This is a genomic window from Geobacter sp. SVR (assembly GCF_016865365.1).
In the GTDB taxonomy this organism is placed as follows: Bacteria; Desulfobacterota; Desulfuromonadia; order Geobacterales; family Pseudopelobacteraceae; genus Pelotalea.
In genome coordinates this window covers 3,959,913-3,986,110 of sequence record NZ_AP024469.1, presented here as the reverse complement: position 1 = coordinate 3,986,110, position 26,198 = coordinate 3,959,913, and the positions used below count along the sequence as shown (strand labels likewise).

Below are 26,198 nucleotides of genomic sequence, written 5' to 3'. Positions count from 1 at the left end.
CACATTACTATTCAGGTGAGGTTACAATGTTTGGAATCGGTATGCCGGAGCTCATTATCATTCTCGTGATCGCTTTGCTCGTGATCGGGCCGCATAAACTGCCCGATCTGGCCAGGTCTCTGGGGAAAGGGCTGGCGGAATTCAAGAAGGCATCCGATGATTTCCAGCGCAGCATGCATGAGGAGAGCCGCAAGGAGGCGGAACCGCCTGCGCCGCAGCAGGTGGCTGCCCGTGTCGAACAGCCTGCCGTGGAGGTCCCGGGACAACCCAAGCCTGCCGAGCCGGCCGAGCCGGCCGAAAAAAAAGAGGGTGGCCAGCAATCTGCTTGAGATTTTCGGGCAAGGGGCAGCAGGAAACGAGAAGAGCCGGGTATTCCCCGGCTCTTTTTCGTTTCCTGCTGCCCGTGCGGAGCGTCGATCCGCTGGCATGCCATGCCTGCGCGTGCCTGAACCGCTCCGGAACCGGGCCGTCGGCACAGCAGGGCCGTTATCGGTCGTTTACTTGACTTCCACCTTGATCTGCTTCGGCGTGGCGTCCTCCCTTTTGGGAAGCGTTATGGTAAGCACGCCGCGGTCGCAGGTCGCGCTGACCTTCTCCTGCTGGATCATGGCCGGCAGGCTGAAGCTGCGCTGAAAAGCCCCGAAGTACCGCTCGATGCGGTGATAGTTTTCCTTTTTCACTTCGCCCGAATGTCTGCGCTCACCCTTGAGCAACAGGGTATTGTCCTCGATGCGCACCTCGATATCCTTCTGGTCCACCTCCGGAAGCTCGGCCTTGATCACGATCGAATCGGCAGTCTCGTAAATATCGACTGCCGGCTGCCAGATGCCTTCCTTCAGATCCTCACTAGTCAATTCGTGATTCCAGGAGAGATTCAGAAGCCGGTTCATCTGCTCCTGCATGCCGCGCAGTTCCCTGAGAGGATTGTATTTGACGAGTGCCATGATCATGTTCCTCCTTGCGTCTTGAATGCCGGGGCCTGTCACCCCTCCAAAAGATAATGCCGAATGCCCGCCTGTCAAGGGGATTGTTCGTCCCCTTTCAACACACGCTGCTTCTGCAGACGCTTGTAATAGAAATTCTGTCCGTACAGCACCGCCGCCGGATTGTGGCCGGTTACGCGGTCCTTGACCACCAGCGTGGTGACCGGTGCCCGGGAATGCTTGTTGAACAGCATGTCATGGCCGACGCACAGGCCTACGATGATGTTCATATCGGTTTCCAGGCGGTTGCATATTTCGGCCTGAGCAATCGGGTTGCAGGCCGGTTCGAAGGTGCCGGGCCTGACCTTGTTGCTCTCCGCCAGCCCCAGTTCAAGCTTGTCGATGCTGCCGGCCTTGCAGCAGACGCTCAGCGGTTCCAGCCCTTGGGCCCGCAGGATCGCCGACAGCCGTTCCGTTTCCTCCAGCAGCCCGATGCAGGTGGCTATGCCGATCTTTTTGTACCCCATCAGCCCGGCAAAGGCGATGGTATCCTCCACCCTTGTCCAGCGGGCATTGACCGCATCGCTGCCCGGGACCGGCTGGTAGCAGAGTCCTTCCACCCTGGCCGCCACAAAGGCGATGCGGGCATCCTCGCTGTCGCCGCGGTATTCACTGACGGTTTCGTCCACGATATCCCGATAACTGCCCGAAGGGCAATTGCCGGGACGGGGAGGGGCGGCCTGGGGATCGTTGCTCCAGCAGTTGGTCGTGCCGCGCTGGTGCCAGACTGCGCTGCACTTGGAACAGGAAACCGGGGTTTCGTCGGACATGTTCGCCTCCTTGATAATGATTGCAAACTACCAATGTTACGAGTAATTTTCCGAAGGAGAGTGATGATAGAGAAACCTTCAACCGGTCAGGACCAGCAGCGCTGCCGGCGGCAAGGCCACCACGCCAAGGGCGAACAGCACATCCAGCCAGCAGCGGGCACCCAGCCGGACCAGGCGGATCAGGGCTACGGCCGGCACAAGCAGCCCTTTCGACAGCCAGCCCACCTCCGGATTCCTGACATCGTTCCACAGAGAGTGGGCATCCCCTTCGCTGGGAAATGCATGCAGCGCCAGGGAGAAGCTGCACCAGACGGTCAGCAGGATTGCCGCATCCTGGCCCGAGAAGGAGAGGTATCGGCCGATGAGGCTGGCGGCCAGGGCCAATGCCGCTGCCAGAAATGTGGAAACGTAAAAGGGGGCCATGGCCACCATGATGTGCAGGATCGCCGAGGAGGGGCGGGCATGCAGTACGTACCCCATGGGGTTGCCGAGGCGCAGGTAGCATACCCGCTCCACGGGGATACCGAGGCGTCGGCAGACCCACGCATGGGAAAACTCGTGGGCAATTACCCCCGGGAAGGTGGCATAGGAAAGGAGCAGGCGCAGCATGCCTGTCACCCTTCGGTTTCCCCCTGCGTTTCCAGGAGCGCCAGGAACTCATCCTCGCTCAGGACCGTGACATTCAACTCGCGGGCCTTGGTCAGCTTGCTGCCGGCATCCGCGCCGGCAACCACGTAATCGGTTTTCTTCGATACCGAACCCACGGCGTGCCCCCCTTGATTCTCCACCATCTGGCGGGCCTCGTCACGGGTAAACCGTGTCAGCGCCCCGGTAAAGACGAAGCTCTTGCCGGTAAAGCGCCCCCCGACCCGCTTGCGTTCCATGGCGGGAGTCACGCCGGCCTGCAGCATGCGGCGAATGATGTCGAGGTTGTTCCGGTTGTCGAAAAAGGTCCGGATGCTCTGGGCCACGGTCAGGCCGATGTCGCGGATGCTGGTGAGCTCCTCCAGGGTGGCCTCTTCGAGGTGTTCCAGGCTGCCGAAGGACTGCGCCAGGGTTTTGGCTGTCCGTTCTCCCACGTGGCGGATGCCGAGTGCATAGATGAAGCGCCCCAGCTCCTGGTGTTTGCTCCGCTCGATCGCATCCACCAGCTTGGTGGCCAGTTTGGTCCCCATGCGCTCGAAGCGCATGAAATCCTGCACCGTGAGCGTGTACAGGTCGGCCACGCTCTGCACGAGTCCCAGGGCCAGCAGCTGTTCGACGAACTTTTCCCCCAGACCTTCGATATCCATGGCATTGCGGGAAGCGAAATGCAGGATCGACTCGCGGATCTGGGGGGGGCAGGAGAGTCCCAGGCAGCGTACCGCCACCTCCTCCGCAATTCTCACGATGGCGGACCCGCATTCCGGGCAGCTCTCGGGCGGATCCAACTGCCGCTCCTGGCCGGTCCGTTTCTCAGTGAGCACCTTGACCACGGCTGGAATCACGTCGCCGGCCCGCTCGACCAGGACATGGTCTCCGATACGGATGTCCTTCAGGGCGATCTCGTCCCAGTTGTGCAGCGTGGCGCGGGAGACCGTCACGCCGGAAACCTCCACCGGCCTGAGCTGCGCCACCGGGGTGATCACGCCGGTCCTTCCCACCGACAACTGGATGTCCTCCAGCAGGGTGACGGCCTGGCGCGGCGGAAACTTGCAGGCCAGGGCCCAGCGTGGTGAGCGGCTCTTGACCCCCAACTCGCGCTGCAATTCGAAGCTGTCCACCTTGAGCACGGCGCCGTCGATTTCGTAGGGGAGCGATTCGCGCTGGGCCAGGATCTCGCGGTAGAAATCCACTGCCCCCTCAATGCCGGTTTCGCCGCGCACCAGGGGATTCACCGGCAAGCCCCAGCCGGAGATGGCACTGAAGAAGGCCTGCTGGGAATCGAATCCGGTCCCTTCGATCACGCCGGGACCATAGCAGAAGATGGAAAGCGGGCGCCGGGCCGTGATGCGCGGGTCCAGCTGTCGCAGCGATCCGGCGGCGGCGTTACGGGGATTGGCAAAGGGGGGCTCGCCGTTTTCCTCTTTCTCGCGGTTGATGCGCTGGAAGGCTTCCAGCGACAGGAACACCTCGCCCCGTACCTCCAGCAGGCGCGGAATGTTGTCACCGGTCAGGCGCAGGGGCAGGCTGCGGATCGTGCGGACATTCTCGGTCACCTCTTCGCCGGTGAAACCGTCTCCGCGGGTGGAGGCTGCCGTCAGCAGGCCGTCGGTGTAGACCAGTTCGACCGCCACCCCATCCATTTTGGGTTCGCAGAAGTAGCCGATAGGATGTCCGGGAGGGATGCCGAGCATCCGTTTGATGCGCAGGTCGAAGTCGGTGATGTCCGCTTCGGTGATGGCGTTTTCCAAAGAGAGCATGGGCAGGCGGTGGACCATGGCCGAGAATTTGGCCAGGGGCGCTCCGCCGACTCTCTGGGTTGGGGAATCCGGGGTGATCAGGTCGGGAAACTGCTTTTCCAGGTGCTGCAGTTCGCGGAAGAGTTCGTCGTATTCGGCATCGGTGATGACAGGGGCATCGAGCACGTAATACAGCCGGTTGTGGTGCTCCAGCAGGCGGCGCAACTCCTCGATCCTCTTCCGGGCATTTTCGCGGGGGTCCGCGGTATCAAGTAACGGCAGCTGCATCGGGTTCCTCATCGGATCTGATTGACATCAAAACAGACTACAGTATTATCGTCGTAATTTCAACGAACCGCTTTTGGAAAGTTAGATATGGATCAATCCCGGCTGGATGCCCTGCAGCACTGGTTCGACAGCTATGTCCAGGCCTTCTGCGACACCGATCCCGACGGCCTCAGGAATATCAGACTCAAGGTGGAACATACCCGCAGGGTATGCGGAATTATGGAGCTTCTTGCCGCGGGCGAGGGGCTGGCGCCTGAAGAGGCCCGTATCGCCGCTGCCGTGGCACTGCTGCACGATGTCGGGCGTTTCCCGCAGTACCGCCGCTGGCGCACGTTCCGGGACAGCGATTCCGATAATCACGCCCGCCTCTCGGTGGAGGTGATGCGCGAGGAGCGCCTGCTGGAAGGGTTACCGCAGGCCGAGGCGCTGCTGATCGAAGAGGCGGTGCGCTTTCACAACCTGCTGGAGCTGCCCCGCGGCTCGGAATCCGACACTCTTTTTGCCCGGCTCATTCGGGACGCAGACAAGCTTGATATCTGGCGGGTGTTCCTGGAGTTCTTTCAACAGCCCCCCAACCAGCGGGCCTCGGCCGCCGGCCTCGGCTTTGCGGATCTGCCCGAGGTTTCGCCGGCCTGTGTCGCTGCCCTGGCAGCCGGTCAGATCGTCCGTCTGGACACGGCCCGAACATTGAACGACTTCAAACTGCTGCAGATATCGTGGGCATTCGACCTCAATTTTACGACCTCGTTCCGGCTGCTGCAGGAGCGCGGATATCTCGAACAGCTGGCGGAAACGCTCCCCCCGGTCGAAGGGGTCCACGAGGCGGTGGCACGGGCGGTGGCCGAAGTGCACCTGAGAGTTGAGCCGGAGCTTGTCCGCAAAGACGGGAATCCTGAATGTCTTGACAGCCTTCACCAACGGCCCCATTATTAAATAATCCGAATGCGCGGCATCACGAGGCCGGCAGGTGCAGTGTGGCGGTAGCCGCACTTCGGAGCGGGGCACAGCCGAAGGTCGCCCATTCGCCCTGTGGTCGGGGATCCCCGATCCGGTCCGTCCTTCCCATCCTATTCAATTCCGGAGCAGACATGACTCAAAACGACTGCCGGATACCTGCCGATCGTCTCCGTTGGAGCTGCGATCCGGCTCTTTTCGATTTCGAAACCACCGCCGAACTGCCTGATCTGGATGACGCCATCGGTCAGAAACGTGCCTTGCGCTCGATCGAATTCGGCCTGGGCATGGAGGCTGCCGGTTTTAATCTCTATGTTGCGGGCGAAACCGGCACCAGCCGGAATTCCACCATTCGCAGCATCCTGCGCAGGCGCGCCAAAAACGAGCCGAAACCGCAGGACTGGGTCTACGTCAATAATTTCAAGGACAGCGACTCGGCCGTTTCGCTGTCGCTCCCTGCCGGCCGGGGCCGGGAACTGGCCGCCGACATGAAGGAGTTGGTGGAATCGGTCCGGGACGCCATTCCCAAGGCGCTGGAGAGCAAGGAGTACGAATTCCGCCGGTCCGAGATCCTGGAGAAGTATCAGCATGCCAACAGCGAGCTCTTCCAGGAGCTGGAAAAGGGCACCGAAGAGCATGGCTTCGCACTGCAGCGCACCGTATCCGGTCTGGTGATCGTGCCCCAGAAGGAGGGGCGCAACTATACCCAGGAAGAATACGATGCGCTGGCCGATGAGGAACGCGAGCGGCTGGAGCGGATCGGTAAGGAGCTGACCGAAAGGCTCAACGATGTGCTGCGCCAGGTGCGGGAAAGCGAGAAGGCTACCAAGGATGCCCTGCAGCAGGCTGACCGGGACCTGGGCATGTCCTGTCTCGGGCACAGCCTCGATCCCCTGCGGGAGAAATATGCCGGCCTGGAAAAGGTGCTGGCCTATCTGGAAGCGGTTCAGGAGGATATCCTGATCAACCTGGACGACTTCAAGCCCCAGGCACCCCAGCCGCAGATCCCGGGCATCAGGATCCCCCGCCAGGAACCGACCTTCGAGCGCTACGACGTCAACGTGCTGGTTGACAATGCAGATACCTGTGGCGCGCCGGTTGTGTTCGAAGCAAATCCCACGTACAATAACCTGTTCGGGCGCATCGAGCATGTCATGCAGTACGGCGGCGTGGCGGTGACCAATTTCACCATGATCCGGCCGGGCGCATTGCATCGGGCCAATGGCGGCTACTTGGTGATCGATGCCCGCGAGGTGCTGATCAACCCGTTCGTGTGGGATTCGCTCAAACGCTGCATCCGTACCGGCGAGATCAGGATTGAGGATGTGCTGGAGCAGTACCGTTTCATGACCATGGTCACGCTCAAGCCCGAACCGGTTCAGCTTCAGACCAAGATCATCATGATCGGGACCCCCTGGATCTATTACCTGTTGTTCTACCTGGACCCCGATTACCGCAAGTTTTTCAAGGTCAAGGCGGAATTCGACAGCCGCGTGCCACGCACCCCCGAAGTCATGCGCGATTACGCCCTGTTCGTCGCCACCCATTGCCGCAACGAAAATCTGTTGCACTTCGATCGCAGCGGCATCGCGCGACTTTTGGAGTTTACCGCCCGGATGGTGGAGGATCAGCACCGTCTCTCGGCCCAGTTCATGGAGATCGCCGACTTCATCCGAGAAGCAAGCTACTGGGCCCGCAAGGACGGCAAGTCACTGGTCAGCGGCGACGATGTGCAGCGGGCGGCCCGCGAGAAGCTGTACCGTGTGGACCGCATCGAGGAGCGCCTGCACGAGCTGTACGAGGAAGGCACGATCATGGTGGATACGGACGGCGCGGTGATCGGTCAGATCAACGGGCTGTCGGTGATCGGGCTGGGGGACCATACCTTCGGCCGGCCTTCGCGCATCACCGCCCGGGTCTACACCGGCCGGGCCGGCATGGTCAATATCGAGCGCGAAGCCAAGCTTTCCGGCCCGATCCACGATAAGGGGATGCTGATCCTGACCGGCTATCTGGGGGGCACCTTTGCCATTGATCAGCCCTTGTCCCTGTCTGCTTCGATCTGTTTCGAGCAGTCCTACGACGGCATCGAAGGAGACAGCGCCTCGTCCACGGAACTGTATGCCCTGCTGTCGGCCCTGGCCGGGGTCCCGATCAGCCAGTCCATCGCGGTGACCGGCAGCGTCAACCAGCGGGGAGTGATCCAGCCGATCGGAGGGGTCAACTATAAAATCGAAGGATTCTATGCAGTCTGCAAGTCCCAGGGGCTGACCGGCCGGCAGGGTGTCATGATTCCGAAGACCAATGAGCAGCACCTGATGCTGGGCGATGAGATCGTAGCGGCCATTGCGGCCGGCATGTTTCACATCTGGAGCGTCGAGAGCATCGAGCAGGGCATCGAGATACTGACCGGCATGGCCGCCGGCACAAGGGGCAGGAACCGGCGTTTCCCCAAAGGCACGCTGTACCGTCTGGTGGAGGAGCGTCTGAGTTCCATGGAGCTGAAGCTGAAGCAGTCCGACAGGTCCCGGCGTAAGCAGCGGAGCACGCCGCCAGTGCCTGCTGCAATTACACTACACGAGGAGAGTTAGCGGTATGGCAATCGAATGGAGAGAGTCTCTGGCCACCGGCAATGAGGAGATCGACGAGCAGCACAAGGAGCTTTTGCGGCATTTCGACCGCATGCTGACGGCATGCAAGGATGGCCAGGGGGCCAGCGAACTGCAGAAGCTGCTGAAGTTTCTGAACGACTATGTCGTCACCCATTTCAACTTCGAGGAGTCGCTCCAGCAGGTGCGGGGATATCCCGACTACGAAGCGCACCGCAGCGAACACCAGTCGTTCATTAAAAAGATCGGCGAGTTGGAGAGCGAAATCAGCACTCAGGGGGTTTCGGTCCATAATATCATCGAAACCAACAGCCTGCTGCTGAAGTGGCTCCTGAACCATATCACCGTTGTTGACAAGAAAATGGGCAGATTTCTGCAGGAAAGCGAACTCTGAAAGGGCTTCAGCCCGGCCCGGAGTATCAGTCGCAGTCCTCGCGCCACAGGCAGTCCGCCTGTCCGCAGCAGCCGGACTGGCCCGTTCCGAAACAGGTGTTGTTGCCTTCAGCCGCCTGAATGGACCGCACCAGGTCGGCCTTTTTCATCCTGCCTGCCTTGATGCCGTACTGCTTCGCTATTTCCTTGATTTCCTCTATTCTCATGCGTTGCCTCGTCGAGCGGTGGTTGATGGGACAGTGTGAAAAGTATACCGTCAATAGGGCGGGCTTCAACCGGAGGCGACAAAAAAAGGCAGACCCCAAAAGAGGGGCCTGCCTTTTTACTGACATGTCGCGCTTGATCGCTAAAGGCGGATGCCGGCAATCCTGAACAGCGCCTCGCGGTATTTTTCCGCGGTCTTTTCCACGATCTCGGCCGGCAGCGAGGGAGCCGGTGCGGTCTTGCCCCAGTCGAGCGTCTCAAGGTAGTCGCGTAGGAATTGCTTGTCGAAGCTGGGCTGAGGCCCTCCCGGTGCATACTGGTCCTTCGGCCAGAACCGGCTTGAATCGGGAGTCATGCACTCGTCGATGATGATCAGCTCTCCGTCGAACACCCCGAACTCGAACTTGGTGTCGGCGATGATGATCCCTTTCTGGGCAGCCAGTTCCCGGGCCCGGCTGTAGATGCGGATGGTGTAGTCGCGTGCCTGTTCGGCCAGTTCCCGGCCGCACAGCTCGGCCATCGTTTCGAACGAAATGTTCTCGTCGTGGGTTCCCAGCTCGGCTTTGGTGGAAGGGGTGAAGATCGGTTCCGCCAGGCGGTCCGATTCCTTCAGTCCGGCCGGCAGGGTGATGCCGCAGATGGCGCCGGTCGCCTTGTAGTCCTTCCAGCCCGACCCCGACACATACCCACGCACAATGCATTCGGCCGGCAGCGGCTTGGCTTTCTTCACCAGCATCGAACGACCCTTGAGCACCTCTGCATAGGGCTGGCATTCGGCCGGGAAGTCGGCCACATCGGTGGAGATGATGTGATTCTTGACGATATCCTCCATCTGGCGGAACCAGAAGGCGGATATCTGCGTCAGCACGAAACCCTTGTCCGGGATCGGCTCGTTCATGATCACGTCGAAGGCCGAAATCCTGTCGGAAGTGACCAACAGCAGGGTTTCTCCCAGGTCGTAGATGTCCCTCACCTTGCCGCGGGTCAAGAGCTTGAGGCCGGGAAAATCGGTCTGCATTACGGGTTGTGACATAGCAGGACTCCTTTGTTATATAGCTGTTTCACGAGCCGGAAGCGAGGTTTGTGGCTTTCCGGATTGCTTTTGGGGTCTATTTTTCGGCAACCAGCGTCTGGTTCAGCTCGATCTTCGTCTTGGCTCTCTGCTCCTTGATCCAGGTTGCCAGGGCCTCTTCCTGCTTTTTGGGCAGCATCGCCTTCTTGATCTGCTCCTTGGTCTTGTCGAAATCGGCACGCGGGGCCTCGGCCCGGCTCTTCAGGCGGACGGCATACCAGCGGTTACCCACTTTGAAGGGGGTGGCGGCGGCCGGGGCGGCAGTTGTCAGCTTGAAGGCCGCATCCATCAGGTCGGGCGAAGCGCCGATGACCGGAACATCGCCTTTGGCCGAGTAGCCGAACACGCCGGTGGTCGCGGTTTTGAGGGGAGTCTTTGCGGCAAGCTGTTTAGCAGCTTCTTCGGCCTTGGTTTTGGCCAGTTCGGCCGCCTTGGCCGCCTTGGCCTTCTGTTCCACCGCTGCCCGTATTTCGGCCAGCGGCGGTACTGCCGCTGGCTTGCGCTCCTTGGCCTTGATGATGTAGATGCCCTTCGGGGTTTCTACCGGCCCTCCCAGCTCGCCCTGTTTGAGCTCAAGGCCCTTTTTGACCACGGCAGCTTCGTTGGCCAGTGCTGCGGCAGGCGCAGTGGCGGAGAACAGGGGGGTGTCCTGAACCTTGAGATGCAACTGGCTGGCAATCTGGTTGAGATCCCCGGACTTGATGTTCTTGTAAAGGGTGTCGGCGGCCAGTTCAAAGGCCTGCTTGGAGGCCTTCTGCCTGAGCGCCTCGGCCCTGACCTTGTCCTTGACCTCCTGCAGCGGCAGAATGCCGTCCTTGCCCTGCCAGCGGTCGATGTTCTTCTGGTAGTAGGTCTGAATCTCATCGTCGCTGACGGTCAGCTTGGCTGCCTGGCTGGTCGGATCGAGCACGGCGTAGGAGAGTGCCACCTTTTCAGGGGTCTTGAATTCATCGGCATGCTTCTGCAGATAGTCGTTCAGGTCGGCCTCGGTCAGCTTCACCTCGCCGGCCACATCGGCGGGAGCATAGGCGACATACTCCAGATCGACCTTGTCGTGTTCCTTCCGGTACTGTGCCAGGGCCTCTTCATCGCTGACAACGGCCTTGTTCATGATTGCCTGGCGTGCCTTCTGGAGGGTCAGGTCATTTTTCTGGGCCGCCTCGAAATCTTTGGGGGTCATGCGGCTGCTTTTAAGGATCTGCTGGTACAGATCGAAACTGAAGGCGCCATCTTTCTGGAAGGTCGGCATGGCCGCGATAGAGCTGGCGACCTCGTCCTTGGTGACCTTTACTCCCAGGCTGCCGGCCTCCTTGAGGATCAGGCGGTTGTCGATCAGATTGTCCAGGGCCGCCTTTTTGAGCCCCAGCACTTTTTCCATCTCGCTGTTGAAGGCCTGGCCGTAGATCTGCTGGTAGATGTCCCTGATGCGCTGATAGGCCCCCTGGTATTCCTCAAGGCTGATCCTGCTGCCGTCCACCTTGGCGGCGTAGCCGAGCGACCTGCCGGCCCCGTCGCTGCCTTTGCCCCATACCAGGAACATCGTGCCGATGAATGAAAGGACGATCACGACAAAAACGCTCTTGATGACGATAGATTCCTTTTTCCTGCGCATGATGTCCAGCATGGGCGAGGTGCTCCTTGGTGAGTGGTTTTTGTCTTGATGAGCCGCCCCCGGGGGCAGCCCGCGAAAAGGGCAATATTACAACACGTCCCAATTGATTGCAAGCTGTTGTTTTCTCTGAATCCGCAGGGTCCGGGCGGTTCCGGAGCGGCTCCCGGGGGGATCCCAACCCGATTTACTTTCCGTGGCGACCTATGCTAGGCTACGGGCTCCACTAAACTGCTGCACGGAAAGAGGTTAACCCGATGGAAGTGAGTTTTTCCCGGCCGAACGAAGAGATCGACCGGTTGATCGACAGATTGTTCGAGCTGACAGGTGGTATCCATCATCCCAAGATCATTCGCGAGATGGTGCTTTCCTCGCTCAAGCTGGGGCAGGAGATTGACTACCTGGCCGATCTCAAGCTGGTCAACCGCACCTTGCGCGAGATGCGCTATACCGCCAAGGTTTTCGGGCCATACCGCCACAAGAAGAAGGTCACCATTTTCGGTTCGGCCCGCACTGCGCCGGATGAGGAGATGTACCAGAAGTGCGTCCGCTTCAGCCGGATGCTGGTGGAGAAAGGGTACATGATCATCACCGGCGGCGGCCCGGGCATCATGCAGGCCGGCAACGAGGGGGCCGGCTGCGAGGAGTCCTTTGCCGTCAATATCCGTCTTCCCTTCGAGCAGGCGCCTAATCCGGTCATGCTGCGCAATCCGCGCCTGATCACCTACAAGTACTTTTTCAACCGCAAGGTGGCCTTCGTCAAGGAGGCCGATGCCGTGGCCGTCTTCCCCGGTGGCTTCGGCACCCTGGATGAGGCCATGGAGGTCTTCACCCTGGTGCAGACCGGTAAGACCTCTCCAAAGCCGCTGATCCTGGTGGACGACCAGGAAGGCTACTGGGAGCGCTTCTTCGAGTTCGTCAAGCAGAGCCTGCTGGTGAAGGGCTTCATCTCCGGCGAGGATTTCTCGATCTTCACCATCACCAAGGACGAGCAGGAGGCGGCCGAAGTGATCGAGACCTTCTACCGGGTGTACCACTCGCTGCGCTTCATCGACCACCGCCTGGTCATCCGCTTGAACAAGGAGCTTTTGCCGGAACAGATCGTTACGCTGGAGGAGGAGTTTCCCGAACTGATAAGGGAAGGGGAGCGCATTTTCCCCTGCAACGCCTTTCCCGAAGAGATCGACGAACCGGATCTGGCGCACCTGCCGCGTCTCTCCCTGCATTTCGACCATCACCACTATGGCCTGCTGCTGGCCTTCATCCACCGCATCAACACCTTCTGAGCGCGAGTCCCGGGGCCGGCAAACCCCGGGACTCCTGCCGTTTTCCGGCCCCTCATACATTTTGACTTTGCCCCCCTGCTATGCTATAAATGCGCACTTTTTTCCCAGTTTGCCGGATGGTGCTCGCGGCGCTCGCGAGATGATCACGGCCCGAAATGCTTCGACATCGGCGGCGGCCTCGGCATACAATATAACTTTGAAGAGACGCCGCTACCTGCATCGCCTCGTTTCTGCAGCGTTTCCCGCTCGCACCGGTCTCCGGCGGCAGGAGGAACAGCCATGGGAGTACGGACCATCGCCGCGCTCGGCGCGGGGTTGCTGCTGATGCTGACGCCGGTGATAGTGACGGCAGCCCCCTTCGAGGAGGATCTGCTGATCCAGATCAACCAGTACCGGGTGGAAAACGGCCTTGCGCCCCTGGGCGCATCCCGGAACTATGACCGGCTGGCTGCCGAGCACAGCCAGGCCATGCGGCAGGCGAACCAGTTGAGCCATGACGGCTTCAAGCAGCGTTTTGCGCGGGCCCGCGCCACCTCCTGCGTCGAAAACGTCGGCTGGAACCACCAGACCCCGCTGTCCCAGTTCAACGGCTGGAAGGAGTCTCCCGGCCACAACAGGAACCTGCTGGCAGCCGGCCTGCTCCGGGCCGGGATCGGCAAGACAGGTCCCTACGTCACCTTTTTCGCCTGCAACTAGACCTTCACATACCAAACGCTTTGAAGGAGGTAGTACCATGTTCAAGGGAAGCATTGTCGCCATCGTGACGCCGTTCGCAAACGGGGGGGTGGACGAGGAGAAGCTGCGCCAGCTGGTCGAATTCCAGATCGAGAACGGCACCGATGCGATCGTCCCCTGCGGCACCACCGGCGAGTCCTCCACCCTAGATTACGAAGAGCACGATCGGGTGATCGAGATCGTGATCCAGCAGGTCAACAAGCGCGTGCCGGTCATTGCCGGTACCGGCTCCAATTCCACCCGCGAGGCGATCGAGATCACCCGGCACGCCAAGGAGTTGGGCGCGGACGGTTGTCTGCTGGTGACCCCCTATTACAACAAGCCCACCCAGGAGGGGCTTTATCGCCATTACAAGGCGGTGGCCGATGCGGTGGCCATCCCGCAGATCCTGTACAACGTTCCCGGCCGCACCGGCGTCAACATGCTGCCTGAAACGGTGGCCCGTCTGGCAGAGCATGCCAACATCGTCGCCATCAAGGAGGCCACCGGCTCGCTGCAGCAGGCTTCCGAGATCCTGGCCATGGCCGGCGACAAGATCGACGTGCTTTCCGGCGACGACTTCATTACCTTCCCCATGATGGCCTGCGGCGCCAAGGGGGTCATCTCGGTGCTGGCCAACATCATGCCCAAAACCGTGGGTGACCTGACCGACGCCTTCTTTGCCGGAGACATGGAAAAGGCCCGCGAACTGCACCTGCAGACCCTCAAGATCGGCAACGCCATGTTCATCGAGTCCAACCCGATCCCGGTCAAGACCGCCCTGGGGCTGATGGGCAAGTGCTCTGACGAGCTGCGCCTGCCGCTGTGTCCAATGGGCGAAGCCAACAAGGCCAAGCTCATTTCAATCATGAAAGAGTACAAGCTGATCTAAAACTGAAAGCTCACCACGGAGGACCCGGAGGTACACAGAGGAAATCGTTTTGGGCTCCAATAGACAGTTCTCCTGGTTTTTCCTCCGTGTCCTCTGCGGTAAATCGAATTTAAAGAGGTTCGCAATGGTAAAAATAGCCGTTTGCGGTGCTGCCGGCCGCATGGGACAACGCATCATCAATTCCGTGATAGAGGCCGAAGGGGCCGAGCTCTCCGGCGCTCTGGAGCGCCCCGGCCATCCCCTGGCCGGACAGGATGTGGGGCTGGTGGCCGGCTGCGGTCCGCTGGGGGTCAACATCTCCGACGACCTGAATGCCGTCATTGCCGGCTGCGACGTGATGATCGACTTCACCGCTCCCAAGGTGTCGCTCAAAAACCTGGAGGCCTGCGGCCTGCAGAAGAAGTCGATCGTGATCGGCTCCACCGGTTTCACCCCCGAGGAGCGGGCCCTGGCGGCGGAACTGGCCAAGGATATCCCGGTGGTGCTGGCTCCCAACATGTCGGTGGGGGTCAACGTCTGCTTCAAGATCCTCAAAGACATCGCCAAAACTTTGGGAGACGATTTCGACGTGGAGATCGTCGAGGCCCATCATCGGCTGAAAAAGGATGCCCCCTCCGGCACTGCCGTGCGGATGGGGGAAGTAGTGGCCGAGGCCCTGGGGCGCGACTACAACACGGTTGCCAACTGCCACCGCGAAGGGATCACCGGCGAGCGCACCAGGGAAGAGATCGGCATGCAGACCATTCGCGGCGGCGACATCATCGGCGAGCACACGGTTTACTTCATCGGCATGGGTGAGCGCATCGAACTCTCCCACCGCGCCATGACTCGCGACATGTTTTCCCGCGGTTCTGTCCGCGCCGCCAAATGGGTGGTGTCGCAGCAGCCCGGGCTGTACGATATGCAAGACGTGCTGGGACTGAAATAGGGAAAAATGCCAGCATTCAGATTCAGGAATACCACCCAAGCCAGGCCATGGACGAAACAAGCCCGATCATTACAATAGAACACTTCCACAAGACCTTTTCTCTCAACGGCGAAACGATCACGGTCCTTGACGATATCAATCTCGAGATCGGCAAAGGCGATATTTTCGGCATCATCGGCGAAAGCGGCGCAGGCAAAAGCACATTGGTGCGCTGCATGAACTATCTCGAAAAGCCGACCAGCGGCAGGATTATCGTAGACGGCCAGGACCTGTCGAAGCTTTCGGAAAAGCAGTTGCGGGACGCCAGGCGCGGTATCTGCATGATATTTCAGCAGTTCAATCTGTTGATGCAGCGGACGGCCGAAAAAAATATCCTCTTTCCTCTCGAAATCGCCGGGGTTGCCAAACAGGAGGCCAAGGCGCGGGCCAGAGAGCTGTTGGAGCTTGTGGGACTGTCGGACAAGGCGGACAATTACCCGTCGCAGCTCTCAGGCGGCCAGAAGCAGCGCGTGGCCATTGCCAGGGCGTTGGCCGTCAATCCCAAGGTGATCTTGTGCGACGAGGCCACGTCTGCCCTTGACCCCGCCACTACCCGCTCCATATTGGCTCTGCTGAAAGACATCAACAAGCGCCTGGGCATAACCATCGTCGTCGTGACCCATGAAATGAGCGTCATCGAAGAGATCTGCCAGCACGTCGCCATCATCGATAAGAGCAAAATCGCAGAGGTCGGCAAGGTACAGGAGATTTTCGCCCACCCCAAGACCCAGGCTGCACAGCGGCTTGTCTACCCCGATGCCAAGATGATGGAGCGCTTCATAGGAAAACGTTGCTGCCGCATCGTTTTCGACGGCAGTTCTTCCTATTCCCCCACGGTTGCCAGCATGATCCTGGAATGCAAGGCGCCGGTCAATATCATGTACGCCGACATGAAGGACATCGATGGCGTGGCCTTCGGGGAACTTGTCCTGCAACTGCCGGAGGACAGAACCCTGGCCAGCAAGGTTGTCGGTTATTTCCGTACCCACAATCTCTTTGTCGAGGAATTGGATGGATAGTGCTACTGTCGCAATGATAGCCAAGGGCCTGCTGGAAACACTCTATATGACGGTGTTTTCGACAAGTGCGGCATATCTCCTCGGCCTGCCGCTGGGCATAATCCTGGTCGTTTCGGCAGAAGGAAGCATTCTGCCCCGTCCCGTCCTGAACAAGATCCTGAATATACTGGTAAATTTGACCAGATCCGTTCCCTTTCTGATTTTGCTGATCGCGGTGCTGCCGATAACCAGATTCATAACCGGGACGACCATCGGTTCGACAGCCACCGTGGTTCCGCTGATAATTGCGGCTGCTCCGTTCGTGGCCAGGCTGGTGGAATCGTCCATAAAAGAGGTGGATAAGGGCATTATCGAGGCGGCCTTATCCATGGGCGCAACCCCTTTCGAGATCATTACCAAGGTGATGATACCCGAAGCGAAACCGTCGCTGATACTGGGGGGCGCCATCGCCACGACAACGATTCTCGGCTATTCCGCCATGGCAGGTATTGTCGGTGGAGGAGGACTTGGGGACATTGCCATACGGTACGGATATTACCGCTATCAGAACGACATCATGATCGCCACGGTCGTCTTGCTGATCGTGGTCGTGCAGATTTTTCAGGACATGGGGATGAAAATTTCCCGGAAGCAGGATAGAAGAAGATAAAAAGGAGACAAACAGGTGACAAAAGTAGCGACGGTAGTGTTGATTTCTTTGATGTCGTTCGTAGTTTTGACCGGATGCAAGCAGAAGAGCGCCGGGAAGATAGTGGTCGGAGCCTCTCCGGCACCGCATGCCGAAATTCTCGGCGTGGCCGGCAAGGCGCTTAAGGAAAAAGGATACCAGCTGGAAATAAAAGAGTTTACCGATTATGTCCAGCCCAATCTGGCGCTGCAGAACAAGGAGCTGGATGCCAACTATTTCCAGCATAAGCCCTATCTGGACGACTTCAACAAAAACAACAAGACCAGCCTCGCATCGGCTGCAGCGATCCACTATGAGCCGCTGGGCATCTACCCCGGTAAAACAAAAGCACTGGCTGACATGAAGGATGGGGCGGTCATTGCCGTGCCGAACGACACGACGAACGAGGCCCGCGCCCTGCTGCTGCTGGAAACCCTGAAACTGATCAAGCTGAAGCCCGATGCGGGCCTCAAGGCCACGGCAGCAGATATCGTCGAGAATCCGAAGCATATCCAGATAAAGGAACTGGAAGCAGCGCAGCTTACCCGTTCGTTGCCTGATGTCGATTTTGCGGTAATCAACGGCAACTACGCCCTGCTGGCCAACCTGAGCGTTGCCGCCAATGCCCTGGCAAAGGAAGAAAAAGAATCCCTGGCCGCATCCACCTTTGCCAACATCATCGCTGTGCGGACCGGCGATGAAAACCGCCCTGAGATCAAAGCGCTGATTGAAGCCTTGAAGAGCGATGCGGTTAAGAAGTTTATCGAAGACAAATACAAAGGCTCCGTAATACCGGTTTTCTGACATTCGGCGCGCAACACGGTCTACTTCCATCGGCAGGGACGTTGTCCTCGGGCAACGTCCCCTACCTCGATCGAGAAATGTACCAGGGCATGAATAGCATCGTTCCACTCAGGCGACACAGCATCACCTTCAGGATGACAATGGCTGTCTGCGCCTTTGTCATCCTGCTTTTGTCGCTTCTGGCGATGCTCTTCATGCTCTACTTCAAGCGGGAACTCAAGCAGACCATTTCCACCCAGCAGATGACTCTGATGCGGCTGGTTGCCCAGGATGTGGACGACAAGCTGATCAACACCCAACAGGCCATTGTGGCCGCTGCCGCACGGATCAACACCCCCCTGACACCGGATGCGGATTTCAAACGCCTGCAGGGCATCGAGACCCTGTTCGACAACGGGCTGTACCTCCTTTCCCCCCAGGGGCGTGTTCTGGCCCAGTCCGTGGGCAGGTTCGACCTGCTCGGCAGGGATCTCTCCTTCCGGGAGTACTTCAGGCGGACCCTCGAGACCGGCAAGCCGGTGATCTCGTCTCCCTTTCTGCCGGTGGTGGCCCCCAATGTGCCGGTAGTGGCCTTTACCGCTCCGGTGCGTGACAAAAGCGGCAGGCTGGTGGCAGTGCTGAGCGGCGGGGTGAGCCTTCTGCGCCCCAATTTCCTCGGTGAACTGGCAACCACCCGCATCGGAACCAGCGGCTACCTTTTCCTCTTTTCCCCCGAGCGCTTCGTGATCATGCACCCGGACCAGACACGGATCATGGCGGACAAGGTGCCCCCCGGCGCCAACAAGCTGCTGGACCGGGCGTTGAAGGGGTTTGAGGGAGGGGAAGAGAATGTCAACTCCCGCGGCATGCATGCTCTGTCGTTTTTCAAGAAACTGAAGACGACCGACTGGGTGCTGGGGGCCAACATCCCGCTCTCCGAGGTCTACCAGCCGATCTACCGTGCCGAGAAATACTGCATCGGGGCGGTCCTGACCAGCGCCCTGCTGAGCATTCTGGTGATCCGCCTGATGATGGGCAGCTTTACCGAGGCCTTGGTGCAGTTTGCCCGGCACGTGAAGGAGATCTCTCTCAAGAATGGCGCGGACCGGCTTTTCCGGCTGGACAGCCGCGACGAGATCGGGTTGCTGGCCAAGACCTTCAACAGCATGATCCAGGAGTACGACAGGAAGAGTGAACAGCTCCTGCATTTCAGCACCCATGACGCCCTTTCGGGGCTTTACAACCGCGGTTTTTTCGATGCAGAAGTGAAGCGGCTCTCCGCGGGGCGCATGGCGCCGGTGTCGGTGGTGCTGGCTGATATCGACGATCTCAAGATGTTCAACGACACCCACGGTCATTCCGTGGGGGACAAACTGATCAAGGCCACCGCCTGGATACTGCTGGAAGCCTTTCGGGCCGAGGATGTGGTGGCCCGCATCGGCGGCGACGAATTCGCGGTGCTCCTGCCGGGACTGGATGCCGCCCAGGCGGAGATCGCCATGAAGCGAGTCAGGAGCATTGCCGACCGCTGCGACTCCCAGGAGCAGGACTTTCCCATCTCCATCTCGCTCGGCTGCTCCACCGCCGAAAACCCGGACGACCTGGAAGCGACCATCCGGCATGCGGACCAGCAGATGTACCTGGACAAGGTCAGCCGCAAGATGACCGAAAAGGAAGCACAGCTTTAGCTGTTTCGAATACCACTACGACCATTCAAGGAGGATTCACCGCACCATGGCAAAGATCAACGACAACTACCTGAAACTGAAAGCAGGCTACCTCTTTCCCGAAATCGGCCGCCGCGTGCGCGCCTTTGCCGAGGCCAACCCCAGCGCCAAGGTGATCCGCCTGGGCATCGGCGACGTGACCCGCCCCCTGGCTCCGGCCGTGCTGAAGGCCTTCCACGCCGCCGTGGACGACCTGGCCACCACCGACAAATTTGCCGGCTACGGCCCGGAGCAGGGCTATGACTGGCTGATCAACGCCATTATCGAGAAGTCCTACAAGCCGCTGGGTGTGGATCTCAAGACCGAGGAGATGTTCATCTCCGACGGCTCCAAGTGCGACTGCGCCAACATCCTGGACATTTTTGCCATGGACAACGTGGTGGCCATCGGCGACCCGGTCTACCCGGTCTACAACGACACCAACGTGATGATCGGCCGCACCGGCGAGGCGGACGAGAAGGGCTACTACCAGAACATCGTCTACCTGCCCTGCAATGAGGCCAACGGCTTTATCCCGTCGCTGCCCACGCAGAAGGTGGACATCATCTACCTCTGCTTCCCCAACAACCCCACTGGCACCGTGGCTTCCAAAGCCGAGCTGAAGAAGTGGGTCGACTACGCCCTGGCCAACGACGCCGTGATCTTCTTCGATGCCGCCTACGAGGCCTTCATCACCAACCCGGAAATCCCGCATTCGATCTACGAGATCGAAGGGGCCAAGAAGTGCGCCATCGAGTTCCGCTCCTTCTCCAAGACCGCCGGCTTCACCGGCGTGCGCTGCGGCTTGGTGGTCGTACCGGAAGAGGTGATGGGCACCACCAGTACGGGCGAGCGCTACAGCTTCAATAAGCTCTGGTTGCGCCGCACCACCACCAAGTTCAACGGCGCCTCTTACCCGGTCCAGCGCGCTGCCGCTGCCGTGTACTCGGAGGAGGGGTGGAAGGAAACCAGGGAGATCATCGACTACTACATGGAGAACGCCCGCATTATTCGCGAAGGCTTGAAGGAAGCCGGTCTGACGGTCTACGGCGGCGTTGACGCCCCCTACATCTGGCTCAAGACGCCGGGGGGCATGAGCTCCTGGGACTTCTTCGACAAGCTCCTGACCGAATGCAACGTGGTCGGCACCCCCGGTAGCGGCTTCGGCCCCAGCGGGGAAGGGTTCTTCCGCTTGTCGGCCTTCGGGCATCGCGAGAATGTGATAGAGGCTGTCGAGAGGATCAAGAAAAACCTCAAGTAAACACTAAGGGCGCCCGTGAGGGCGCCCTTTTTCGTGCCGGAAATTTGTATTGTATTTACACAATTGTATGTACATAATGTGGGTATGCCACGATCTTCGAGTGGGATGAGAACAAGAACCGAAGCAACAGGGCAAAGCACGGAATCGACTTTGAATCGGCAATCACGGTTTTTGACGATCCGTTGATGCAGAGTCGGGTTGACGCAGATGGTCGATGGCAGTCCATAGGATATTCCGAGGGCCGCATACTGTTGCTGTTTGTGGCGCACACCTACCATGAAGCAGACGAAGTCGTTGTCAGGATCATATCCGCGAGAAGGGCCAGCAGGCAGGAAAGGGAGCACTATGAAAAAGGGAGTTTCTGAAAATATTGTCAGGGTCAAAGGTATCCCAAAATTGACGGAGGCACAGTGTGAAAACCTGAAGAGGCTCGCCGAGCGCCCGGACGATGAAATTGATTATTCAGACATTCCGGAAATCACCGACTTCAGCGGTTTTGAGGTGGGCAAGTTCTACCGCCCTGTCAAGGAGTCGGTTACTGTCAGGCTGGATGCGGATGTTGTCAGCTGGCTCAAGCGTGGTGGCAAGGGGTATCAAACGCGGCTCAACGCCATCCTTCGGCGGGAGATGGAAAAAAATCGCAAGGCGGCGTGAGCAAATAATTAAACTCCACCGGAATTATTTATGTTTGCAGCGCTACCCGGTCATGTTATTTTTATAGCTAGACAGTCTAGCTAGATGGGGGTCGCCCATGAAAACAAATAAAAAGGACCGTTCGTCGCATGACCGGGAATGGCAGCTCCAGGAAGCTAAAAATCGTCTGAGCCAGGTGGTCGATCAGGCGCTACATGATGGTCCGCAGACAATTACCTTGCGGGGCAAACCGGCAGCCGTTCTGCTTTCTTTTGATGAGTACCGCAACCTGACCAGGCCGCACACGGGCCTGTCGCAATTCTTCCGCCAATCCCCTTTGCACGATGTAGAGCTGGATGTCAGCCGCAGCGCCGACCTCTCCAGGGAGGTTGAGCTGTGAAATATCTGCTCGATACCTGTCTGATTTCAGAACTGGTAAAAAAAGAGCCAAACCCGTCGGTAGTCAGGTGGCTGGACGAGCAGGACGAACAAAAGCTCTTTCTGAGTGTGCTGAACGTGGGGGAGTTGCAGAAGGGTATCAGCAAACTTCCGAACGGTGCCAAGAAGGATGAGCTGCAGGCATGGGTCACGCTCGACTTGGTGGAGCGTTTTACCGGGCGGATCCTGGACCTCGACCTGGCGACAGCGCTATGCTGGGGACGACAGCAGGGGGAAGCGGAACGAAACGGCGAAAAGCTGCCGGTCATGGACGCACTGATTGCTGCCACGGCTGCAGCCCATGGCCTGGTGGTGGTGACGCGCAATGTCAGTGATATGGAACGTTGCGGTGCACGCGTGTGGAATCCGTGGGAGTAATGATACAGCCTTGATTTAAACTACCTATGCGCAGGTAATTCATGTCCCAATTCTGCTATTTCCCCACACCGCATTTCAGCGGCAAGCTGCACAAGATCGAAAAGCACGATCCGCCCGGGCATGACCGGATTCTCGAGGTCATCGGCCGGCTTCTGGACAACCCGTCCGATGCCGACGGCTGGATGCACGGTGAATACCATGGCCGGCTGAAGAAGTACGTCGGCCGCCGTGATTACCGACTGATTTATCACTGGTGCTCGCTGTGCCGCAAGGAAGGGCGGAAGCTGGTCAACGCCTGCGGCTTCTGCGACCAAGTGGCGGACAACAGCGTCATCTTCTTTGACGTGTATCACAAGAACGAGGCCAACCGGCTCTGACCCTCCATATGCCCCTCCTCTCAACTATCTACCAAGCGAAGACCCCATTGACCGACATCAGCTGCTCCGAAACCTGCCAGGAGAAAACGCTGGAGACGGCGATCAGGGTGCTGGCATGACCATGCTCCCCTGGCAGCCCGGCACGACCCCGCTGATGCTGGCACCGATGCAGGGCCTTACCAACCGCGCCCTGCGCGGCTATTTCATCGAACAGGTCCGGCCCGACGTCATCTTTACCGAGTTCATGCGGGTCAAGGCTGGGGCGGTAAGTCCGCTCCTGCCGGCAGATGTGCGGGACATCTCCCCGGAGCAGGATGGCGTGCCGCTGGTGGTGCAACTGGTGGGGCATGGCCGGGATCTGCTGGTCGCGGCGGCCCGCACCGCGCAGGAGGCCGGCGCCCGCCATATCAACCTCAACATGGGGTGCCCCTATGGCCGCATGGGTGGCGGCCTGACCGGCGGGGGCATGCTGCGCTCCCCCGACGACCTAGCGGAGATCATCCCCGCCCTGCGGGAGGCGATCCGCGGTTCATTCTCCGTTAAGATCCGTTCGGGCTACGACGATCCTGATCAGATCCTGTCGCTGCTGCCGCTGTTCGAGGCGAGTGGCGTGGACTTCCTGGTGCTGCATCCCCGCACCGTGGTGCAGAAGTATGACGCACAGGCCGATCATCGGGTGACCGCACGGGTGGTGAGGGAGACGCGGCTGCCGGTGATTGCCAACGGCGATATTCTCACCACTGCCGATGGCAAACGGGTGCTGGCGGAGACCGGCGTCGCCGGTTTGATGCTGGGGCGGGGAGCGATTACCGATCCGCTGCTGTTTCGACGCCTGCGAGGTGAGGCGAGCCCCGAGCCCGGCCTGGACGAACGGAGCACGGAGCTTGACCGCTATTTGCGGGAGATGCTGAGCCGTTATGGCCAGCTGTTTTGTGGCGATATACAGGTGCTGAATAAAATCAAGGAAATCATCGCCTACTTGGATAATCCGGAACTGGCAAAGCCGCTCAAGGAGTTGAGGCGGGCTAAAACCTTGCGGGCATTCGAAGCGGCCCTGGACGGGTTGTGCTGAAAAGCGGACCGGAGAAATAGCCGGGGAAACCCCATTCGTCAGATCAAAGGCGACCAATCGGCCGCCTTTGTTGTTCCCGCAACAGCCAACGGGCTGAATCCGTTGGCCTTTCAGGTTCTGTCAGAAAGCCCGCCCTGGATCGGGAACTGGAGGGGGAGGATCCGCACGATCCTCTTCCCCGCTTCCTTTTTCCGTCAGACTGTCAATCCTCTCCCCAGAGACACCCGCGATAAGCAGATCTTCAACGTCGGCCGCACCCATCCGATACATCCTGCAGAGAATGACCCGCAGGTATTCCTGCCACCCCTGGCCCAGCCTCGAAAACGGATCGGGGCGCCAGTCTTTCGGGCGGGCGATTATGGATGCCAGGAAGGCCGACTCTCGCGGTGATAGCTGTTGGGGGCTTTTGCCGAAATAGTACCGTGCAGCCGGGCCTATGCCGTAAATGCCGTTCCCCCACTCGATAATATTCAGGTAGATCTCCAGTATCCGCCGCTTGTCGAGGCTCTGCTCGATGGCGACGGTGATCAGCGCCTCCTCCAGTTTCCGACTTAACGTCCTTTCAGGCGACAGGAAAAGATTCTTTGCCAGTTGCATCGAGATGGTGCTGGCCCCCCGCACCACCTTGCCAGCTTTCAGGTTTTCGATCAACGAGTCCCTGATGCCTGTTTTGCTGAACCCCCTGTGCGAGAAGAAACCGAGATCCTCTGCCACCATCACTGCACTTATGAGCGAAAAGGGTATTTTTCGGTAGGGTGTGAAATCGGGGTTGTCCGGGCTGAGCAGTACCGAGATGTCCTTCTCCGGATCCATCTTTACCTTGTGGAGAAAAGGGCCCTTGAGACGATTGATATCCATCTTCCGTCCCAGGTCCAGGATCTCCACCGAATCCGTGTGGCCAGTGTAGCTGTAATCCAGGCTGTCGGGGTTCTCCATTTCCAAATGCAAACTGAACGTCCCGGTCATGCTGCCGGAGAGCCTGATATCGGGCAGGCTGGGATGAAGTGACGGGGGTAATGCGGAGATCGCGCCGTCATAGGCGAAACCGGAAAAGTTCATTTTCAGATCTATGACTGGCTTTTCCCAGCCCTTCACATCCCCCTGAATGGTGGCAGTTTCACCTGCCAGGCTGATCTTTGCGATCATGTTTTCAATTCCGGAACGGTTAAGAACGGCCTGCAGGGCAAAGGGCAGACTGAAGCTCTCTAACGTTCTGGAAGATATCACCCGGCTGCAGAGACCTTGTGTCGTTAGCCTGCCGTTCCCTTGGACGGCGAAGTTCTGATCGTCACTTGTGGTCGCTCCCAAGATGCCGTTTAGCGTCAGGTTTGCAAAGGGGAGAGGGAACGACGACACCGGCGCAAGGAGAGCCATCGAGAAGTTCTCCGCCTGTAGTGCGTACCGTTTGGCGGCTCCTTTTGCGAGCGCTATTCTGGCCGACTCGTTGATACCGGCCAGCTTCAGGTTTACGATATTTTCGATGGGATCGAGATCGGCTTCCACGCTCCTGTAGAAGCGGCTTGCTTCTCCTTTCCCGGTTTTGACCAGGATGGTGACGTTCGTGAAAATCAAATGACGAGGTGAAGCTTCACCCCCCTGTGCGGAACTGCCGGTTCTCCGTGGACTTGCCAGCCGGGGCAATTCCCACTCTCCGCGTTCATTCCGGATGAGGGTCAGCTTGATCTGATCGCCGACCAGTGTATCGAAAAGTTCACTTGGTTTTCCATTCTTCCGCAGGTATCGGAACAGGTTGACCTGGGTACGCAACTCCTTTGCCTGGAACAGCGGTACTCCGGAGGTCGAGCAGATGGTGACGTCGGATGCCTTGATGCCGCACGGGAGGCAGGGAGCAACAGATGCCACGAGGCATCTCATGCTGGTGAGGGACTCGGCGAGCAGGGAAAGCTTGTTTTTCAGATCGCTGAAGGCAGCACAGGCAGCCAGGGCACCTGCAAGCAGTACAATGACAATGCATGCCAGAATCGATTGAAGAGTGGAGCAGGCATTTTTTCCCAGAAGTCCCATGGAAAATCCGGCTGATAGACTTGTAATAATCGAAAGTTTACCTCCCCTCAGGGAAGAAGCAATGGCCCCATCTTCTGGTCAGACTTCCTGGGATACTTTCACATTTTTATTGCGGCTTCAATCGGCTGTGGTTGATTTTCGCCCTTCATCTGAGTGAAGGGTGGAAAAGCAACGAAGTTTGAAGTCAGGAGACGTTCATGACGCATATGCCGATCATCGGGTGACCGCACGGGTGGTGCGGGAGACGCGGCTACCGGTGATTGCCAACGGCGATATCCGGCAGGCTGGTGCTGGCGGAGACCAGTGCCGCCGGTCTGATGCTGGGACGGGGGGCGATTACCGATCCGCTGCTGTTCCGGCGTTCGCGTGGTGAGGCGAACCCTGAGCCGGGCCCGACGGAGCGGTGGGCGGAGCTTGGTTGCTATCTGCGGGAGATGGCGACGCGCTATGGTCGGGTGTTCTGTGGCGACACGCAGGTGCTCAAGGAAATTGCCTACCTGGATGACCCGGAGCGGGCGAAACCGCTTAAGGCTCTGAAACGGGCCAAAAGTCTGTGGGAGTTTGAAGCCGCGCTGAATGTGCTTGGCTGTGCAGCGAAAGTCATTAGTGAAGTGGCGTTGGAGATTGAGACCAAGAGAATGAGCTGATTAAAGGCAATTGACTTTTGAGCCGGTTTCTCATACGGTGGCGACGGTCGCCAGTCTGTCTTCTTTTCCC

The 26,198-nt window shown here is 59.1% G+C and carries 28 protein-coding genes; 20 read left to right on the top strand and 8 right to left on the bottom strand.

Annotated features, from left to right (window positions below; genetic code table 11):
• Positions 1–26: 26 nt before the first annotated feature.
• Positions 27–329 (top strand): twin-arginine translocase TatA/TatE family subunit, encoded by a 303-nt coding sequence (gene tatA / locus GSVR_RS18695; protein WP_173195323.1) that lies wholly within the window; start codon positions 27–29, stop codon positions 327–329.
• Positions 330–497: 168 nt separating this feature from the next.
• Here tatA and GSVR_RS18690 read toward each other — a convergent pair whose 3' ends face one another.
• The 4 genes from GSVR_RS18690 to ligA all read right to left on the bottom strand — a co-directional run bounded on the left by GSVR_RS18690 (position 498) and on the right by ligA (position 4,422).
• A complete protein-coding gene (locus GSVR_RS18690; RefSeq protein WP_173195322.1) occupies positions 498–944 on the bottom strand; it encodes an Hsp20/alpha crystallin family protein in 447 nt (148 codons plus the stop codon).
• A gap of 74 nt (positions 945–1,018) precedes the next feature.
• Positions 1,019–1,753: a DUF1847 domain-containing protein gene (locus GSVR_RS18685; protein ID WP_173195321.1), complete on the bottom strand. Its 735-nt coding sequence runs from the start codon at positions 1,751–1,753 to the stop codon at positions 1,019–1,021.
• A 78-nt stretch (positions 1,754–1,831) separates the two neighbouring features.
• Positions 1,832–2,362: a metalloprotease family protein gene (locus tag GSVR_RS18680; protein ID WP_173195320.1), complete on the bottom strand. Its 531-nt coding sequence runs from the start codon at positions 2,360–2,362 to the stop codon at positions 1,832–1,834.
• Between the two features lie 5 nt (positions 2,363–2,367).
• On the bottom strand, positions 2,368–4,422 hold the full coding sequence (gene ligA / locus GSVR_RS18675; protein WP_203978724.1) for an NAD-dependent DNA ligase LigA: 2,055 nt from the start codon (positions 4,420–4,422) through the stop codon (positions 2,368–2,370).
• An 87-nt stretch (positions 4,423–4,509) separates the two neighbouring features.
• Between ligA and GSVR_RS18670 the strand changes: the two genes are divergently transcribed.
• The 3 genes from GSVR_RS18670 to GSVR_RS18660 all read left to right on the top strand — a co-directional run bounded on the left by GSVR_RS18670 (position 4,510) and on the right by GSVR_RS18660 (position 8,379).
• On the top strand, positions 4,510–5,355 hold the full coding sequence (locus tag GSVR_RS18670; protein WP_173195318.1) for an HD domain-containing protein: 846 nt from the start codon (positions 4,510–4,512) through the stop codon (positions 5,353–5,355).
• A gap of 155 nt (positions 5,356–5,510) precedes the next feature.
• Positions 5,511–7,967, top strand: a complete 2,457-nt coding sequence (locus GSVR_RS18665; RefSeq protein WP_173195317.1) for a Lon protease family protein — start codon at positions 5,511–5,513, stop codon at positions 7,965–7,967.
• Positions 7,968–7,971: 4 nt separating this feature from the next.
• Complete coding sequence (locus GSVR_RS18660) at positions 7,972–8,379, top strand: bacteriohemerythrin (RefSeq protein WP_173195316.1); 408 nt, start codon at positions 7,972–7,974, stop codon at positions 8,377–8,379.
• A gap of 25 nt (positions 8,380–8,404) precedes the next feature.
• Here GSVR_RS18660 and GSVR_RS18655 read toward each other — a convergent pair whose 3' ends face one another.
• The 3 genes from GSVR_RS18655 to GSVR_RS18645 form a co-directional block, all read right to left on the bottom strand.
• Complete coding sequence (locus tag GSVR_RS18655; RefSeq protein WP_173195315.1) at positions 8,405–8,584, bottom strand: Rho termination factor N-terminal domain-containing protein; 180 nt, start codon at positions 8,582–8,584, stop codon at positions 8,405–8,407.
• A gap of 140 nt (positions 8,585–8,724) precedes the next feature.
• Positions 8,725–9,615 carry a phosphoribosylaminoimidazolesuccinocarboxamide synthase gene (locus GSVR_RS18650; RefSeq protein WP_173195314.1) on the bottom strand — a complete coding sequence of 297 codons (891 nt, stop codon included), beginning with the start codon at positions 9,613–9,615 and terminating at the stop codon, positions 8,725–8,727.
• A 76-nt stretch (positions 9,616–9,691) separates the two neighbouring features.
• Positions 9,692–11,278, bottom strand: coding sequence for a peptidylprolyl isomerase (locus GSVR_RS18645; protein WP_173195313.1), 1,587 nt, complete (start codon positions 11,276–11,278; stop codon positions 9,692–9,694).
• Between the two features lie 242 nt (positions 11,279–11,520).
• Between GSVR_RS18645 and GSVR_RS18640 the strand changes: the two genes are divergently transcribed.
• The 15 genes from GSVR_RS18640 to GSVR_RS18570 all read left to right on the top strand — a co-directional run bounded on the left by GSVR_RS18640 (position 11,521) and on the right by GSVR_RS18570 (position 23,456).
• Entirely contained in the window at positions 11,521–12,549 is a 1,029-nt protein-coding gene (locus tag GSVR_RS18640) for a TIGR00730 family Rossman fold protein (RefSeq protein ID WP_173195312.1), read from the top strand.
• Positions 12,550–12,828: 279 nt separating this feature from the next.
• Positions 12,829–13,245 carry a CAP domain-containing protein gene (locus GSVR_RS18635; protein ID WP_173195311.1) on the top strand — a complete coding sequence of 139 codons (417 nt, stop codon included), beginning with the start codon at positions 12,829–12,831 and terminating at the stop codon, positions 13,243–13,245.
• Positions 13,246–13,282: 37 nt separating this feature from the next.
• Entirely contained in the window at positions 13,283–14,155 is an 873-nt protein-coding gene (dapA, locus tag GSVR_RS18630) for a 4-hydroxy-tetrahydrodipicolinate synthase (RefSeq protein WP_173195310.1), read from the top strand.
• A 124-nt stretch (positions 14,156–14,279) separates the two neighbouring features.
• Positions 14,280–15,083, top strand: a complete 804-nt coding sequence (gene dapB, locus GSVR_RS18625; RefSeq protein WP_173195309.1) for a 4-hydroxy-tetrahydrodipicolinate reductase — start codon at positions 14,280–14,282, stop codon at positions 15,081–15,083.
• Between the two features lie 47 nt (positions 15,084–15,130).
• Entirely contained in the window at positions 15,131–16,141 is a 1,011-nt protein-coding gene (locus GSVR_RS18620; RefSeq protein ID WP_173195308.1) for a methionine ABC transporter ATP-binding protein, read from the top strand.
• On the top strand, positions 16,134–16,790 hold the full coding sequence (locus GSVR_RS18615) for a methionine ABC transporter permease (RefSeq protein ID WP_173195307.1): 657 nt from the start codon (positions 16,134–16,136) through the stop codon (positions 16,788–16,790). Before GSVR_RS18620 ends, GSVR_RS18615 begins: the two co-directional genes overlap by 8 nt.
• A 51-nt stretch (positions 16,791–16,841) precedes the next feature.
• Positions 16,842–17,612 carry a MetQ/NlpA family ABC transporter substrate-binding protein gene (locus tag GSVR_RS18610; protein WP_173195894.1) on the top strand — a complete coding sequence of 257 codons (771 nt, stop codon included), beginning with the start codon at positions 16,842–16,844 and terminating at the stop codon, positions 17,610–17,612.
• 89 nt (positions 17,613–17,701) lie between these two features.
• On the top strand, positions 17,702–19,279 hold the full coding sequence (locus tag GSVR_RS18605; protein WP_173195306.1) for a GGDEF domain-containing protein: 1,578 nt from the start codon (positions 17,702–17,704) through the stop codon (positions 19,277–19,279).
• Positions 19,280–19,325: 46 nt separating this feature from the next.
• On the top strand, positions 19,326–20,558 hold the full coding sequence (locus tag GSVR_RS18600; RefSeq protein ID WP_173195305.1) for an LL-diaminopimelate aminotransferase: 1,233 nt from the start codon (positions 19,326–19,328) through the stop codon (positions 20,556–20,558).
• Positions 20,559–20,650: 92 nt separating this feature from the next.
• Positions 20,651–20,923 carry a BrnT family toxin gene (locus tag GSVR_RS18595; protein ID WP_173195892.1) on the top strand — a complete coding sequence of 91 codons (273 nt, stop codon included), beginning with the start codon at positions 20,651–20,653 and terminating at the stop codon, positions 20,921–20,923.
• On the top strand, positions 20,904–21,212 hold the full coding sequence (locus GSVR_RS18590; RefSeq protein ID WP_173195304.1) for a BrnA antitoxin family protein: 309 nt from the start codon (positions 20,904–20,906) through the stop codon (positions 21,210–21,212). Before GSVR_RS18595 ends, GSVR_RS18590 begins: the two co-directional genes overlap by 20 nt.
• A gap of 97 nt (positions 21,213–21,309) precedes the next feature.
• Entirely contained in the window at positions 21,310–21,591 is a 282-nt protein-coding gene (locus GSVR_RS18585; RefSeq protein WP_173195303.1) for a type II toxin-antitoxin system Phd/YefM family antitoxin, read from the top strand.
• Positions 21,588–22,007 (top strand): type II toxin-antitoxin system VapC family toxin, encoded by a 420-nt coding sequence (locus tag GSVR_RS18580; RefSeq protein ID WP_173195302.1) that lies wholly within the window; start codon positions 21,588–21,590, stop codon positions 22,005–22,007. Before GSVR_RS18585 ends, GSVR_RS18580 begins: the two co-directional genes overlap by 4 nt.
• Before the next feature lie 41 nt (positions 22,008–22,048).
• Positions 22,049–22,384, top strand: coding sequence for a toxin (locus GSVR_RS18575; RefSeq protein WP_173195301.1), 336 nt, complete (start codon positions 22,049–22,051; stop codon positions 22,382–22,384).
• Positions 22,385–22,499: 115 nt separating this feature from the next.
• Complete coding sequence (locus tag GSVR_RS18570; RefSeq protein WP_239077384.1) at positions 22,500–23,456, top strand: tRNA-dihydrouridine synthase; 957 nt, start codon at positions 22,500–22,502, stop codon at positions 23,454–23,456.
• Positions 23,457–23,576: 120 nt separating this feature from the next.
• Here GSVR_RS18570 and GSVR_RS18565 read toward each other — a convergent pair whose 3' ends face one another.
• Positions 23,577–25,481: a biosynthetic peptidoglycan transglycosylase gene (locus tag GSVR_RS18565; RefSeq protein WP_173195300.1), complete on the bottom strand. Its 1,905-nt coding sequence runs from the start codon at positions 25,479–25,481 to the stop codon at positions 23,577–23,579.
• Positions 25,482–25,768: 287 nt separating this feature from the next.
• On the opposite strand from GSVR_RS18565, the gene GSVR_RS18560 reads away from it, so the two are divergent.
• Positions 25,769–26,128 (top strand): hypothetical protein, encoded by a 360-nt coding sequence (locus GSVR_RS18560; RefSeq protein ID WP_173195299.1) that lies wholly within the window; start codon positions 25,769–25,771, stop codon positions 26,126–26,128.
• Positions 26,129–26,198 lie beyond the last annotated feature (70 nt).